13 protein-coding genes are annotated in these 14,175 nt (G+C 28.6%); 8 read left to right on the top strand and 5 right to left on the bottom strand.

Annotation, left to right across the window (positions count from 1 at the left end; translation table 4 throughout):
• Window positions 1-6: 6 nt before the first annotated feature.
• From VY93_RS01885 to ftsZ, 8 genes are all read left to right on the top strand, one after another.
• Entirely contained in the window at window positions 7-1,350 is a 1,344-nt protein-coding gene (locus tag VY93_RS01885; RefSeq protein WP_011283490.1) for an ABC transporter permease, read from the top strand.
• 2 nt (window positions 1,351-1,352) lie between these two features.
• Complete coding sequence (locus VY93_RS01880) at window positions 1,353-2,426, top strand: ABC transporter ATP-binding protein (RefSeq protein WP_026365203.1); 1,074 nt, start codon at window positions 1,353-1,355, stop codon at window positions 2,424-2,426.
• Window positions 2,401-4,791, top strand: coding sequence for an ATP-binding cassette domain-containing protein (locus tag VY93_RS01875; protein ID WP_020003195.1), 2,391 nt, complete (start codon window positions 2,401-2,403; stop codon window positions 4,789-4,791). Before VY93_RS01880 ends, VY93_RS01875 begins: the two co-directional genes overlap by 26 nt.
• Window positions 4,775-5,233 carry a DUF3899 domain-containing protein gene (locus tag VY93_RS01870; protein ID WP_020003194.1) on the top strand — a complete coding sequence of 153 codons (459 nt, stop codon included), beginning with the start codon at window positions 4,775-4,777 and terminating at the stop codon, window positions 5,231-5,233. The genes VY93_RS01875 and VY93_RS01870 overlap by 17 nt, the downstream gene beginning before the upstream one ends.
• A gap of 126 nt (window positions 5,234-5,359) precedes the next feature.
• Complete coding sequence (locus VY93_RS01865; protein WP_026365202.1) at window positions 5,360-5,803, top strand: division/cell wall cluster transcriptional repressor MraZ; 444 nt, start codon at window positions 5,360-5,362, stop codon at window positions 5,801-5,803.
• The gene (rsmH, locus tag VY93_RS01860) at window positions 5,793-6,698 is read left to right on the top strand and encodes a 16S rRNA (cytosine(1402)-N(4))-methyltransferase RsmH (RefSeq protein ID WP_020003192.1); all 906 of its coding nucleotides are present in this window, start codon (window positions 5,793-5,795) and stop codon (window positions 6,696-6,698) included. Before VY93_RS01865 ends, rsmH begins: the two co-directional genes overlap by 11 nt.
• Window positions 6,699-6,700: 2 nt before the next feature.
• Entirely contained in the window at window positions 6,701-7,870 is a 1,170-nt protein-coding gene (locus VY93_RS01855; RefSeq protein ID WP_020003191.1) for a hypothetical protein, read from the top strand.
• A gap of 76 nt (window positions 7,871-7,946) precedes the next feature.
• Window positions 7,947-9,668, top strand: coding sequence for a cell division protein FtsZ (gene ftsZ, locus VY93_RS01850; protein WP_020003190.1), 1,722 nt, complete (start codon window positions 7,947-7,949; stop codon window positions 9,666-9,668).
• A gap of 107 nt (window positions 9,669-9,775) precedes the next feature.
• Here the strand turns inward: ftsZ and VY93_RS01845 are convergent, their stop codons facing one another.
• The 5 genes from VY93_RS01845 to VY93_RS01825 all read right to left on the bottom strand — a co-directional run bounded on the left by VY93_RS01845 (window position 9,776) and on the right by VY93_RS01825 (window position 14,153).
• Entirely contained in the window at window positions 9,776-10,522 is a 747-nt protein-coding gene (locus VY93_RS01845) for a phosphotransferase (RefSeq protein WP_020003189.1), read from the bottom strand.
• Window positions 10,512-11,393 (bottom strand): class-II aminoacyl-tRNA synthetase family protein, encoded by an 882-nt coding sequence (locus VY93_RS01840; RefSeq protein WP_020003188.1) that lies wholly within the window; start codon window positions 11,391-11,393, stop codon window positions 10,512-10,514. Before VY93_RS01840 ends, VY93_RS01845 begins: the two co-directional genes overlap by 11 nt.
• Window positions 11,394-11,483: 90 nt before the next feature.
• Entirely contained in the window at window positions 11,484-12,446 is a 963-nt protein-coding gene (locus tag VY93_RS01835; protein WP_026365201.1) for a DHH family phosphoesterase, read from the bottom strand.
• On the bottom strand, window positions 12,436-13,404 hold the full coding sequence (locus VY93_RS01830; RefSeq protein WP_020003186.1) for a DHH family phosphoesterase: 969 nt from the start codon (window positions 13,402-13,404) through the stop codon (window positions 12,436-12,438). Before VY93_RS01830 ends, VY93_RS01835 begins: the two co-directional genes overlap by 11 nt.
• Entirely contained in the window at window positions 13,404-14,153 is a 750-nt protein-coding gene (locus VY93_RS01825; protein WP_020003185.1) for a hypothetical protein, read from the bottom strand. The genes VY93_RS01830 and VY93_RS01825 overlap by 1 nt, the downstream gene beginning before the upstream one ends.
• Window positions 14,154-14,175 lie beyond the last annotated feature (22 nt).

The following is a 14,175-nucleotide window of genomic DNA, read 5'->3' as shown; positions in this document are numbered from 1 at the left end:
GAACATGTGAAATTATCATCAAAAGAATTTAATAAAAAATACAATCTTAATGAAAAAATGCTTCAAAATTCATTAGTAAGACATGTTCCTAAGGCTAACCTTCAGTTTAATAACGCTGCTGGAAAACCTAAAAAACTTCTTAATGAAATTTTAAAAAGATATTTTTCTACCTGATTTTTTTCACTAGCTTTAGTTGTATTTTTAGCGGTTTTAATATTTTCAATAGTAATATCGCTAACTTCAAAATATTCTTCTAGTACTTCAATTAATAACACATCAGGACTTACTTATACTTTACTAGATGGAAAAACTCAAATCGGAACATCTAATAGAACTGCATCGCTGCCTCCTGTGTTTAACCCATTTGTAAACCTTACATTAGGTTCTTCTGGGATTAGTCAGCAAGTTTATAATAATTCTGTAACTCTTTGAAATAGTGATTCATATTTCCATGGTCTTGTTTATAAAACTGTATTTAATCCTGACAATACCTCTGTTCGCTTAGAAGATGGAAATTTATATGTAAATGCTTATAGCTTTTATAAAGCAGATTCAATTAGCATTATTTTGGCTCAATCTCAACAAAGAGGCTTAATTGCAAAAGATTTAACTCAAGATCAAGTATTAAGCTACATCGAAGAAATTAAAAGACTAAATCCACAAATTAATTTAAGCACTTATTTAGGAACTAATTCTGCTGGTGTTGATGTTTGAACTTCATCATGAGTTGGAACATGAAATGCAATTAGACTTGCAGTTATAGTGTCTTTCATCCAAACAATGATTGGTGTATTTATTGGAGCTTATTTAGGTTTTCATGCTGGATCACTTTTAGATACTATTGCTATGAGAATAATAAGTATTATTACTTCTCCACCAACACTTATTTGACTTTTAATAGCCTCATCTATATTTGGAACTTCTGATCTAACTTTAGCTATTACTTTAATAGTAGTAGGATGACCAGGTAGCGTTGGAATTACTAGGCTATATATAATAACCGTTAAAGATTCAGATTTTATCCAAGCTTCAAGATTAGTAGGGGCTTCTAAAATAAGACTTATTTTAAGACACGCTCTTCCTGCAATTGTAGGAAAAATAGCAAATAGCTTCGTAGCTTCTATTCCTTCAATTATTTTATCTGTATCAGCTTTAGCATTCCTAGGATTTTTCAAGGGAAATACCGCTAATCTTGGTTCAATACTTTCAAGTGCGCCATCAGAAGCTGGTACAAATATTTGAATTTTAGTTCTACCAGTCGGAATTCTTTTAAGTATTTCACTATCACTACAATTTATAGCGTTAGGAGTTCACGATTCACTTGATCCTAAAGTAATTCGTGGGAAATAGTTATGAACACTAAAAAACAACTTCTTAAAGCTAGAAATTTAAAAGTAAGTTTTAAACTTAAAAAGAAAAATTTCTTAAACATCGTTAGAGGTGTTGATTTAGATATCTACCCTGGTGAAATAGTAGGACTAGTAGGTGAATCTGGTTCAGGAAAATCTGTTACTTCAAAAGCTCTTCTTTCAATTAACGAAAACGCTTTCATGAGCGCTAAAGAGCTTTGAATTGATGATATTAATTTACTTGATCTAAACAAAGAAAGCAAGTGAGTAAAAATTAGAGGACAAAAAATCGGTTACATCCCACAAGATCCTCTAACTTCACTTAATCCTACTCGTAAAATCGGTAAGCAACTTCTTGATTCTCTAAATCAAAATAGCGAATGAAAAACAAAACCGCTTGCAGAAAAAAAAGAGTATCTAATAGGTCTTCTGAAAAAATTTGGAATTAGAAATGCTGAGCAAGTATTTGAAATGTATCCACATCTTCTTTCAGGAGGAATGAAACAAAGAATAGTAATCACTATGGTAGTAGCTTTAAAGCCTCTACTTATAGTAGCCGACGAGCCAACTACTGCGTTAGATCCTACCGTTCAAGCATCGGTTTTAAAACTATTTGAAGATATATGTCGTGAAATGAAAATTTCTATAATTTTAATTTCTCATAACATTTCAGTTATTGCTAAAGTCTGCGATTATATCTATGTAATGTACGCTGGAAAAATTGTTGAAAAAGGACTTAAAGAAGAAATTTTTACCGATCCAAAACATCCATATACATGAGCGCTTATTTCTGCAATTCCTGAAAATAAAGAGCAAAGGCTATATTCAATAAAAGGAACTCCACCAGATATGTCTAATCTTCCGGTTGGAGATGCATTTGCGCCTCGCAATGAATATGCTTTAGAAATAGATTTCTTAAAAGAACCGCCTTTATTTGAAGTTACTAAAACTCATTATGCTGCATCATGACTACTTCACCCTGATTCACCAAAAGTAGAACTTTCAAAAGAATTAGCAGCCAGACTTAAAAATTTTAGAAAGGTATTTAAAAATGAAAGCCAAAACACAAGAAAATAGTAAAAAAATTCTTGAGATTTCAAATTTAAAAAAATATTTTCTAAATAAAAACTCAGTCAATAAAGCTGTTGATAACGTTTCTTTTAGTGTATCTGAAGGTGAAATAGTAGGACTAATCGGTGAATCTGGTTCAGGAAAAACTTCCGTAGCTAGAACCATAACAAGGTTTTACGAAAACTATAATGGTTTTGTTACCCTAGATTCAAAAATTATTTCCGGAAATAAAATCTCTAAAAAACGTCTTAAACACATGCGTAGAAACATGCAAATGATCTTTCAAGATCCAATGGCATCAGTTAACGGGCAAAATAACGTTTATAGTATTTTAAAAGAGCCGCTAGTAGTTAATGGCGTTATCCAAGAAAAAGTTAAAAGAGTTTTAAAATCTTGAAAACAAGTAAAAAAGAATTACTTTTATACTTTTTTAGAACTAGCTAAAAAACTAGAACTAGAAGATAAAGCTTTAATTAATTCACTTTTTGAACCGTTTTATACAAAATGAAGTAATAAATTTCAAGAGCTAACCGATGAAGATTTAAATTTAGAAGATTTATATAACTCATTTGTTGCTTATCTTGAAGAAAAAAATAAAATCTATTCAGAGCTTATTAATAACTTATATTCACTTTCAAATCAATTAATTGAAAAATTTGAAGAAAAAGTTAAAGCCTTCGAAGAAGATAAAATGGATACCGATAAAACTAGGCTAAAGCTAGCGCTAGATAATTACAATAAAGAAAAAAAACTAAATAGAAAAAATAAAGCTTACTTTGCTTCTTTAGATACATTCAAAAATACTTTTAAAGAATTTAAAGATTCTTTTAATAACAAAAAAGAAACTAAAGCAATTGGAAAAAGCATACTTGATTCACTTTTATCAGAGGTCAAAAACGAAGCAAAGCTTGCTAAAAACTCAGCGCTGTCAAGTGCTAATTTAAAAGAATATGACTTTTATATTCACTTAAACCAAGTTTATAAATTCTTATATAAATTAGTTAAAAGCAATTACGCTAAGTTAATGTATTTTGACTTTGAAACTGGTAAAACTTTTAGAGACAATCTTTTAAATTATGCAACTACTTATTTTGTTTCTAAATTTAGCGATTCTTCATCATGAACAAATGAAAAATTTAAAGAAAACTTCAAATTTAGTTTAGATGAGTATTTAAATAATTCACAAAAAAATAAAAAGCAAATCGATAAAGACTTTGCACAAAACGTAAAAACTTTTAAATCAAGCCTTAAAAAAACTTTTAAAAACTTCTTTTTAAAACCTGATAAAAATCCAGAAAAACTTGCAAAAGCAAAGAAAAACTACGAAGAAGCTCAACAAAACTTTGACAAAGAACTTGCTAAATACATTGAAAAATTTGAATTAAAAATTCAAAGAATTAAAGAAAAAATCAAACACCAAGACTCTCTTAGTGATTCGCTTAAAAAAGTAGAAAAAGACCTAGACTCTAAATTTAAAGAGTTAAATGCAAAATACGTAGAGTTATACAAAAAACAAAGAATTTTACCACTTGAAACTAAAAAAAATAAAACCCCAAGCGAAGCTAGAAGTCTTAAAAACGCAAAAGTAGAACTTAGCGCTCAAGAGTCTTTAGTTAAAGAAAGACTAAAATCATCTAAAGCCTTTAACTTAGAGCAAAAATATCTAAATATAGATATCGATAATATAAACCTTCTTCTTGGAATTTCAAAGCTTGATGTATTTATCAAAAAACATCCTTATCTAGAAGCGTTAAATTGACTTTTATATCCATATAAAGTACTTAAAATTAGAGCGCTTTACATTAAATCAACAATTTATAAAGCACTAGAAGACGTAGGATTATTAAAACAATTCGCTTATAGATATCCACATGAATTTTCAGGCGGGCAGCTTCAAAGAATAGTAATCGCTCGTGCTTTAATTATTAATCCTAAAATAATAGTAGCCGATGAGCCTATCGCATCTTTAGATATTTCAATTCAAGCCCAAATAGTTAATCTTTTAAAAGATTTATGTAAAAAGAAAAATATCGGAATAATTTTTATTGCCCACGATTTATCAATGGTTGAATATATTGCCGATAAAGTGCAAATAATGCACCTTGGGAAAATTGTAGAAAGCGGAAAAACCGAAAAAGTTTATACGTCTCCGCTGCATCCATATACCAATACTTTATTTCAATCTATTCCTAAAATATCAAATGCTAATGAAAAATTTCAAGAAATATCATTTGATACTAAATACTTAGAGGAACAAAAATTCCCTAATGCTACATTTTTAAAAGAAGTTGAAGATAATCACTATTTATTTGGAACAGAATCACAAATAAATAAATGAAGTAAAAAACTTAAAAATGTGAAAAAAACTTAGCCTTTATTTAAAAAGAGAAATAAAATCAAAATATTTTATTTTAGTTTTTTTAACGTATTTAATCTGCTACGCGCTAGCACTTGGATTTTTTCTTTTAATTAATGAATTTTCGCTAAAGCAAAAAAATTCATTAATAGATGTATTTACTACCGTTAGCGTTATATTTACGGCCGTTTTGCTTTTAATACTAATATTTAGATTTGGTTTTTTAAAAAATTTATTTACTTTTTTTAAGAAAAACCATGAAAATACCAAAAAGCTTCGCCAAGAATATAAAAGCAAAAAGCTTTCATACGAAGAAAAACAAGCTTATAAATATTTAAACCAGCAAAAAGAGGCTAAAAAACCTAAAGTAAAAACAAGTAATTTCCCATTTGTTTTTATCGCACTTCTTTCGCTAATTATTACCATTATAGTGGCTATAATTAGCTTTAACTTATAAAATTTACCATTGCTGAAAACTAGAAACTTTTGTTTCTGGTTTTTTTATTTTTATTTTGAAAAAAATTTTAAAAATTATGATACAAAAAATATTTATGTGGTAAAATTTGTTTATAAGTGGGAGGAAATGGTGTTCGGACAACAACTTAGAAATTTAGATGAAAAAAACAGAATAGCCCTGCCTCCTGCTTTTAAAAGCAAGCTTGTAGAGCCTCTGTATCTAACAATCGGTTTCGATGGGCAAGCAGATTTAAGAAGTGAAAAAGAATTTGAAAAATTTTCAGCCTTCTTAGATCAAAAAAATCCATTTGACGCAAAAATTCGTCAAATTAAGCGTCAAATAAACTCAAATACTTTTGAGATAACTCTTGATAAACAAGGAAGAATTACAATTCCAGCTAGAATCATGCAATGAATTTTTGCAGGAGAAGAGCTAGGAAAAGAAATATATTTCGTAGGTGCTAAAGACTACGTTGAAATTTGATCGAAATCAAAATTTGAAGCATTAAATGAAAAAGTAACTCCAGTTGGACTAGAAAAACTAGTAGAACAGGCCTACAATGAAAAATAATCACATTCCTGTGCTGCTAAATGAAGTTTTAGATAACCTAACTTTAAAAGAAAATGGAGTTTATATAGATTTAACTTTAGGAATGGGAGGGCATTCCAAAGAAATTCTAAAAAGAATTCCTAAAGGAAAATTAATAGCCTTCGATAAAGATGACTTTGCTATTAAAAACGCTTCTAAAACATTAAGTGAAGTGGCTAATAACTTTGAAATCATTAAAAGCGATTTTAAAGATTTTAAAGAAGAACTATCAAATCTTGGAATTTATAAAGTAGATGGGATTTTAGCTGATTTAGGAATTTCATCACCGCAAATAGATAATGCTGAAAGAGGATTTTCATATCTAAAAAATAGCACATTAGATATGAGAATGGACCAAAGTCAAAAGCTATCAGCTTATGATGTTGTTAATTTATATCCAGTTGAAAAACTTGAATATATATTAAAAACCTATGGTGAAGTTAAAAATTATAAATACATAGCTTCTAAAATTATTGAAGCTAGGCCAATAAATACTACCTTAGAGCTAGCAAATTTAATTAAAAGCGTTACGCCTCAAAAACTTTTAAAGCTAAAAAACCCAGCTAAAAATGTTTTTCAAGCCATAAGAATTGAAGTTAATAACGAGCTAGATTCAATTCATCAAATGCTTAGCAGTATTGAAGACTTATTAAAAGTAAATGCATCGTTATTAATTATTAGCTTTCATTCTTTAGAAGATAAAATCGTTAAAAATTATTTTCAAGAATTAACAAAGCCAAAACTTCCTTCTAAGATGCCAATTCAAGAGGATAAATTCTTTGCCACTAGAAGAATTTATCCGTCAAAGCAAGAGCTGAATTTAAATTCAAGATCAAAAAGCGCAAAGCTTAGAATACTAACTAAAATAAAGGACTAAAAATGAAAAAACTATTTCTATGAGAAATACATTCTGATAAAGTTTCTTTATCAGAATCAATATATATAGATAATTTAAATTATTCTAATATTGCTAATTATATGTATAACTTATATGGGCAAGAAATGCATAATAATTTAGCAAAAATGTCACAAAAAGTTAGTGAAATTAAAGCTGAAGAAAATCAAAAAATTAATTTTGTAGTTTTTGATTCTTCATTTTTTGGTCAAAATTTAAATTCAAAAAAATTTCAAGTATCTTTATCTAAAAGAGAAGTATTAAATTCATACCAAGAATTTAGTAGTGAAAACATCCTAGATTTAGTAGACAAAAAAATATATGCATTTTTAGAAGAAAATAAAATTAACTATGTGGGGAAAGCTAATATATTTTCTTATGTAACACTAGGACATAGCCAAGAAGATTCGCTGTTTCAAGTTGAAAAATCTTACGATAATTTTCCAAAAAATACAGATTTTGAAACCATTAACATATTTTTTAGCGTAGCAATATGTGAGGATCAAGTCTTTTACAACAAATACAAAAAAATATTAGAGTTTTTATCTTTTGATAATAATTTTGTATTTTACAAAGAAAGCCTTTTAGCTAGCTATAAAGCTGGTCAAAAAAGCAAAAAGCAAAATTATTTTTTACTTAAATTAAATCAAAATAGTAGCGAAATAGTTTTAAGAAATAAAAACCATGTTATAAGACATAAAAACTTATTTTCAAAGCTTTCTAGCGAAGTTAATTTAAAAACAAAAAGCCAACAATTAAAATTTTTAAATAACAATTTAAACTTAGATTTAAATTCTAGTGATTTAACTTTTTTAAAAAATAATCTTAGCGATTTAGCAAAAAATCTAGTCGATGAACTTAGCTATCTGCCAATAGAAAATCTAGAAATATCTTCTGAAAATGTGCATCTAGCCAACATCATGGCTACGCTGCTAAAAGCTCAAAAAACTAGTTATAGCGTTGAATCTATTTTTAATTTAAATCAAGAAAATAGCTTTGAAAAATTTCTGCTAAATCAAGCTATTTTAAATTCTAGCATTATAAATTCAAGCGAATTAAAAGTAGAAAATCAAACCGTTACAACTAATATAAAACCTAATTTAAATAAAAGATGATTTAGTTTTAATTTATTTAAATATTTTTCAAATAAATAGGCTTAAAATCGCAAAAAAAGTATAAAATATAAATAATATTTAGTATTAACTTAAATTTACATAGAGGATTCATAAAATGAAAAACATATTACATAGCGATAGTTATTCAGAAAAACCAGTTTTTGATGATTTAACTTCATCTGAGAATTTATATGACAATGAAGCTGCTAACGTTTCTAAAATTAAACTATGCGTAATTGGAGTTGGAGGTGGAGGAAATAACGCTGTTAAAATGATCCAAGCAGCTGGTTTTAGCAACGTTAATTTCATTATCGCAAACACCGACGATCAAGCGCTTTCACTAAATCCATGTGAAAATAAAATTTCTCTAGGAAAAGACACTAGAGGTCTTGGAGCAGGATCTGATCCTGAAATCGGAGAAAAATCAGCTAGAGAATCTGTTGACGAAATTGAAGAAGCCTTAAAAGGTGCGGATGTTGTTTTAGTTACTGCAGGACTAGGAGGAGGAACCGGAACCGGAGCCGCTCCTGTTATTGCCGAAGCTGCTAAAAAAATGGGAGCGCTAACTATTGGTATTGTTACAACTCCATTTAGCTACGAAGGGCCAAAGAGAAAAAGAATTGCTAAAAATGGAATTCAAGAACTTTCTAAAGTAGTTGATTCATATATCGTGTTATCAAATGATAAACTTGCTGAAAACTTTGGAGATCTTCCAATTGAAGATTCATTCCAACTAGCTAATATTACTTTAAAAAATATTATTTTGGCATTCCACGATATTTTATATAGAATCGGAACTATTAATATCGACTACGCTGACGTGGTTAAAATTTTAGGCGGATCAGGACTAGCTGTTGTAGGAATAGGACAAGCTACCGGTAAAGATAGAGCTACTAAAGCAGTTGAAAAAGCTTTCGAGCAAAACTTATATGAATATCCAATTAAATCTGCTAATAAAATTTTAGTTAATATTCAACATGATAAAAAAGCTACACTTCACGAAATTAATACTGCAATTAAAAAAGTGCATGAAATTCTTTCACAAAATAGAAGTGATGACCAAGAAGAATACGATTGCATCATCGGTCAAGAAGCAGTTGAAACCAAAGACAACGCTGAAGTATTTAAAGTATCAGTTATCGCCGGTGAAGCAATTATTTACACCGAAGAAGAAGTTAGAAGAAATCCAAGTTTATTAAATATGGATACTTCTCGTGAAGCTGCAAAAAGTTTTATAGGCGACTCTATAGATCGTGATAAAATAGTAGAGGCTCAAGATTTTCTTGAAAATGAAGATTTTGATAAAGACTTTTCACAGTCTTTTGAAGAAGAATCACCAGTAAGAAACTCTTCAGCCGAAGCTCAAGCTTTCCATCAAAACAAAGACGAATTTGATATGTGACTAATGTCATCTACTCAAGAAGTAGCTCTAGAAGAATCGCAAGAAGAAATTAGAGAAACCTTTAGTAAGCCTGAAGAATTCTATCAAGATTATTCTCAAGAAAGTTTTGATAATTCACAAGAATTAGTTGGGGATGATTCTGGTGAATTTGAAGCCTTTCAAACAGAAGAAGTCAAGACCGAAGACTCTGGCAAATATTCATTTAGCAAATCATATTCAGATTTTAGCAGTGATTCACAAAATCAAAGCCAAACTCAAACAAGTACTCAAGAAAGTAATTTCGCATGAGACTTAGATGAAAGCTTACAAGAAAAGACTTCTACAAATGAATTTCCTTTTGGGCGTAATACCCATGAAGCTTCTGCTTCAACAAAGGAAGACGAAGCTGAAGAATCTCAAGAAGAAGACGAAGAAGATAAATATAGTTGATTTTAATTTAGTTGATGTCTGATGAAAACTTAGGATTTTAATCAACACTTTAAATTCTAAAATCTAATAATTGAAATTTAAAAGCTCCCTTTGTTGGAGCTTTTTTTGTTTTTTTATTGAAATTTTTCTTTTTTACGTTTTTGGAAAAACTCTTCAGCTTTTAGCATTTTTTGAATGTAGGGCTTATCATCAAAATGCTTAATAGGTTGCGCGTTTACTCATAAAATTATCAAGTAATAAACCACGATTTTATGTTGCAAAATATATTCTTCTTGGTAATCTTCATAGGTTTCTAACAGCAGCTTTTCTCTTTCAGGTGATAAATGCCCGGCGCAAATAAAATAAGCTAGATCAAAATGCTTATCTCCCATTGAAGCGTATTCTCAATCGACAAAATACATCTTATCATCAACGCCTCATAATAGATTGCTTTGATAGATATCATTATGCAACGGAGCATTTCCTTTCATGTTAGATAGAATCAAATTTACCTTAGAATAAAAATTATTAATTTCATCGATTTTAATATTTTTTGAATTAATAATTTTTAGATATTTTTTAATGCGCTCTGATAAATTATTTTTAGGAAAATTACATCCAGAATTATGCAACTTTTTAAAATTATGCGCTATCTTTTTAATATTTTCATCGCTAAGCTCTAACTGCTGAGTTTCGATTCATTTTCAGGTAACTTCTTTTTCACTATCAGAGATAAGCTCTGGCACAAAATCTAGCTTTTTAAGCTCGCTTAAATCTAACCGGTGATTAAATCCATTATAGGTTTTTTCTTGTATAAATAAATCACCTTTTTTATAAGAAATATTAGTATAACCTACTTCTATTTTTTCTTTACTTTCCATTATTACTTTCTTGTTTTGTTCCTAAAAAAAGCTCTATTAATTGATCTTGAAAAATTTCTCCTGAAATTGAATATGGCAAGCTTCGCGCCAATACTTCATGATGATATCTATCTAAAGTAGTATCGCTAAGTTTTAGATAAACTTTTTGCTTTAATAAATTTATTTCATCAACGCTTATTCCAAGATTTGCAAGCTTAACAGCCTTTTTATTTTCCTCATCATAGAAAAATAAATCACCATTTAATTTTCAATCATGATCGTCAAAGACTTTTTCTGAGTGAGGCTTTTTATCTGGAAGGTTATATCCTATTTTATAAACAAAAACTACTTTATGTTCTTTGGTTATTTCATCTTCTCTTTGTGATGCATCTAAATTAGGATATTGCTTATAAAGCATATCGGTAGTAATTAAAAAAACCTTTTCACCTAGCTTTTTAGAAAGACTATACTTTTTAACAAAAAACTTTTCAGTAGCTTTAAGCGCTAAAAATACTTTATTTGCGCTCTTTTTTAAAAAGACAAGGTTTCTATCGCTATAATCTATAACTTGCGCTCATGACAATAATTTAGCGTTGTAGCTATATTGACCAGATTCATTTAAATAATATGGTCCTGGCATATTATATAAACCTTCATATTTATCAAAGTTTTTAAGCGAAATTTTATTTCACTTATATAGCTGGCTTGTATATTGAGAAAAGTCTTTGACAAAAAACTCAACGTAGTTATTTTCGTTGCCAAAATTTCCACTAAGTTTTACCGGTGGAGTTTTTTTAACTAAATTTAGTTTTTTAACTAAATTAGTTTCAAGTTCAAGTAAAAGATCTTGTCTTTGGTGTTTGTAGGTATTAAAATTTAATTCTTTATCCATAAATAAATGTAAATAAAAAACTTATTAGCTTTTTATATTTCCTAATTAAGTTATATAAAAAATAAAATTTATTAAGCAAATAATACTAAATTATTGTGTTTTTATTTCTTGCTGGCATCTAGCTAAAAAGCCCTTAATATCGCTAAAGCTATCTAAAACGCAGCCACTAGCTCTTTCGTGGCCTCCGCCATTATATTCTTGGCAGATATTTCTAACGCTAGGACCATTTGATCTGGCTTTAACTTTAATTTTGCCATCTTCCATTTCAATAAATTGAACTCAAATTGGATGTCCATTAATATTAGCTATTAAATTAACGTTAACCGCATCATCGGAACACTTGTTAAATCTTTTAAGATCTGTTTGCTTAGTTACTATATAAGCTACGTTTTGATATGTTTTTAAGCTATTAATTAAAAATGCGTTATATTGAAAGTCATCTTTAGAAACTAGTGACATATTAAGAAGAAGCTTATTGGCGTCAAAACCGGTTTCGTAGAGCTTTCATAAAATATGAAAAGTTCTAGCGCTGGTATTTGAAAATAAAAATCTTCCTGAATCAGTATTAATTCCTAGATATAAAAATTCAGCTGCTTTTTTAGATATTTTTCAGTTTTCTAAAAGGGCCATGTGAGCGATCATTTCATCGCAAGCCACATAGCTTGAATCTACTCATTTAAGCTTGGTATTTAGATTATCTTCATCGTTAGGATGATGATCTATTCTTAAAACTTCTAAAAATAAGTTTTTATCTAATAGATACGAATTTTCAACTCATTTTTTATCGCTGGTGTCTACCACGATAGCAAGTGAGTTTTTCATAACTTCTTCAGTTACTAGATTGTTATCCATTTTAATATCTAAAAATTGGAAGTTATTTTTAGAATCACCTACGCAATAAATTTTTTTATCAGGAAAATTATCTTGAAGTAAATTCTTAAGACCAAATTGAGATCCAAGGCAGTCTCCATCAGGAATTACGTGATGAAAAATAACAATTGAATTGTGCTGCTTTATTTTTTCTACTGCTAATTTATGTGAATTAATTACCATTTTCATATTTTAAAATCTCTGCATTTAATTTTGCTAATACTTTAGGAATTTCATCAATGCTATCTAAAGTAATTCCTGAGGCATTTTCATGGCCTCCGCCATTGAATTCTTTAGCTATTAAATTAACTTGAGGGCCGCTAGATCTTAGACGACCTCTAACTTTTTTATCTTCAAGTTCGATAAATAAAACTCAAATTAAATTATTTTCAATGTTTGCAAGTTCATTAACAAACATTGCAATTTCATATGAATTTAAATCAAATTGTTTTTGAGTTTCTTGGCTAGCATAGTAATATAAAACTCTTCCATCTTTTTGAAAATTAGATAGTAAATGTCCGGTGAATTTTAGCCCTTTTAAACTTCTTTTTGAAAGGTTTTTTAAAATAAAACTAGGATGAAATTTATTTTTCATTAAAAAGCTAACTAGATTATAAGTTCTTCTACTAGTAGCTGGATATAAAAATCTTCCAGAATCGGTATTTATTCCTAAGTATATAAAACTAGAAGCTCTTTGGCTTACTTTTCATTTTGAATCATAGGCAAGCTTAGCGATCATTTCAGCGGCAGCCACGTAGCTTGAATCTACTCATAGATAATCGTATTTAATATCTGAATCATTAGGATGGTGATCTATTCTAAGCTTAGCTGTTGTTTTATTTTCGTATAAAAGCTGCGCTTCTTCGATTCTATCACCGCTTGACGCATCGTTAACTATAGCTAGTGAATTTGAAAAGTCTATGTCTTCGAATTTATCAAATTTAAAATCCATAAATTCAAATGAATTGTAGTTATTTCCAACGCAATATACTTTTTTATCTGGATAGTTATCTCTTATTAATTCTGCTAGTCCAAATTGAGATCCAAGGCAGTCTCCATCAGGACGAATATGATGAAAGATAATAATATTTTGATATTTTTCAATTGCCTCTCTTGCAATTTTTGATGAATTAATTTTCATTAGTCTCCTAAAATTGTTATTTTAAAATCATTTTCATTTTCTATATAGTTATAATTTGGATTTGTCATTATTTCATTTACATAATTTGTATATAAAAGAAATTTAGAATTTATATCATTTATAATTTCAACGCTTTTTTTATCGTCAAAGCTTTGAGAAAATTTTAGCGTTTCATAAAAGTTAGATTTATGCGTTTTAATTATTTGATAATAATAAGATATATAGTTATTAAAACTATCACTAACTTTTTTTAATTTATCTAAAGTTTCTTGTGACAAATTAGTTGAAGTTATATTTGACGCAATTGAATTCAAAGAATTAATGATTAAAGTCTCTAACTGACTTTGATGTTCGGAAATTTTTCCTCATATAAGCTCGTAGATTTCCAGAAATTCTGGCGAATTTGGCTGTCTTCCGCGTAAAACATCTTTTTCTATAATTTCAACTGATTTTAAAATTGCGTTAATTGAAGCACCAAGTTGGATGTAGATATTATCATTAAAATGATCTGGGTTATCTATAGAGTCTTGGTTTATTTTTTTAGCATTTTCATAATAATTATCAAAAGCGGCTTTTAAATATTTATTAGATGAATTTTCTAGTTTATTATGTTTAGCTTCAACTTTAGAAAAAGCTTCGTTATATGTGTTTTTATAAGGATAAAAACTAAAAGAACTACATGAACTTGCCGCTAAAGCAGCAGGCAAAGAAAGCGATAAAATAAATAGTTTTTTAAAAGGCTTTTTCATTATTATTTATTATATTAAATTA

The organism is Mycoplasmopsis synoviae ATCC 25204, from assembly GCF_000969765.1.
Classification (GTDB): domain Bacteria; phylum Bacillota_I; class Bacilli_A; order Mycoplasmatales; family Metamycoplasmataceae; genus Mycoplasmopsis; species Mycoplasmopsis synoviae.
Note: the sequence above shows the minus strand (reverse complement) of the source record. Positions and strands in the feature narration are given on the sequence as shown.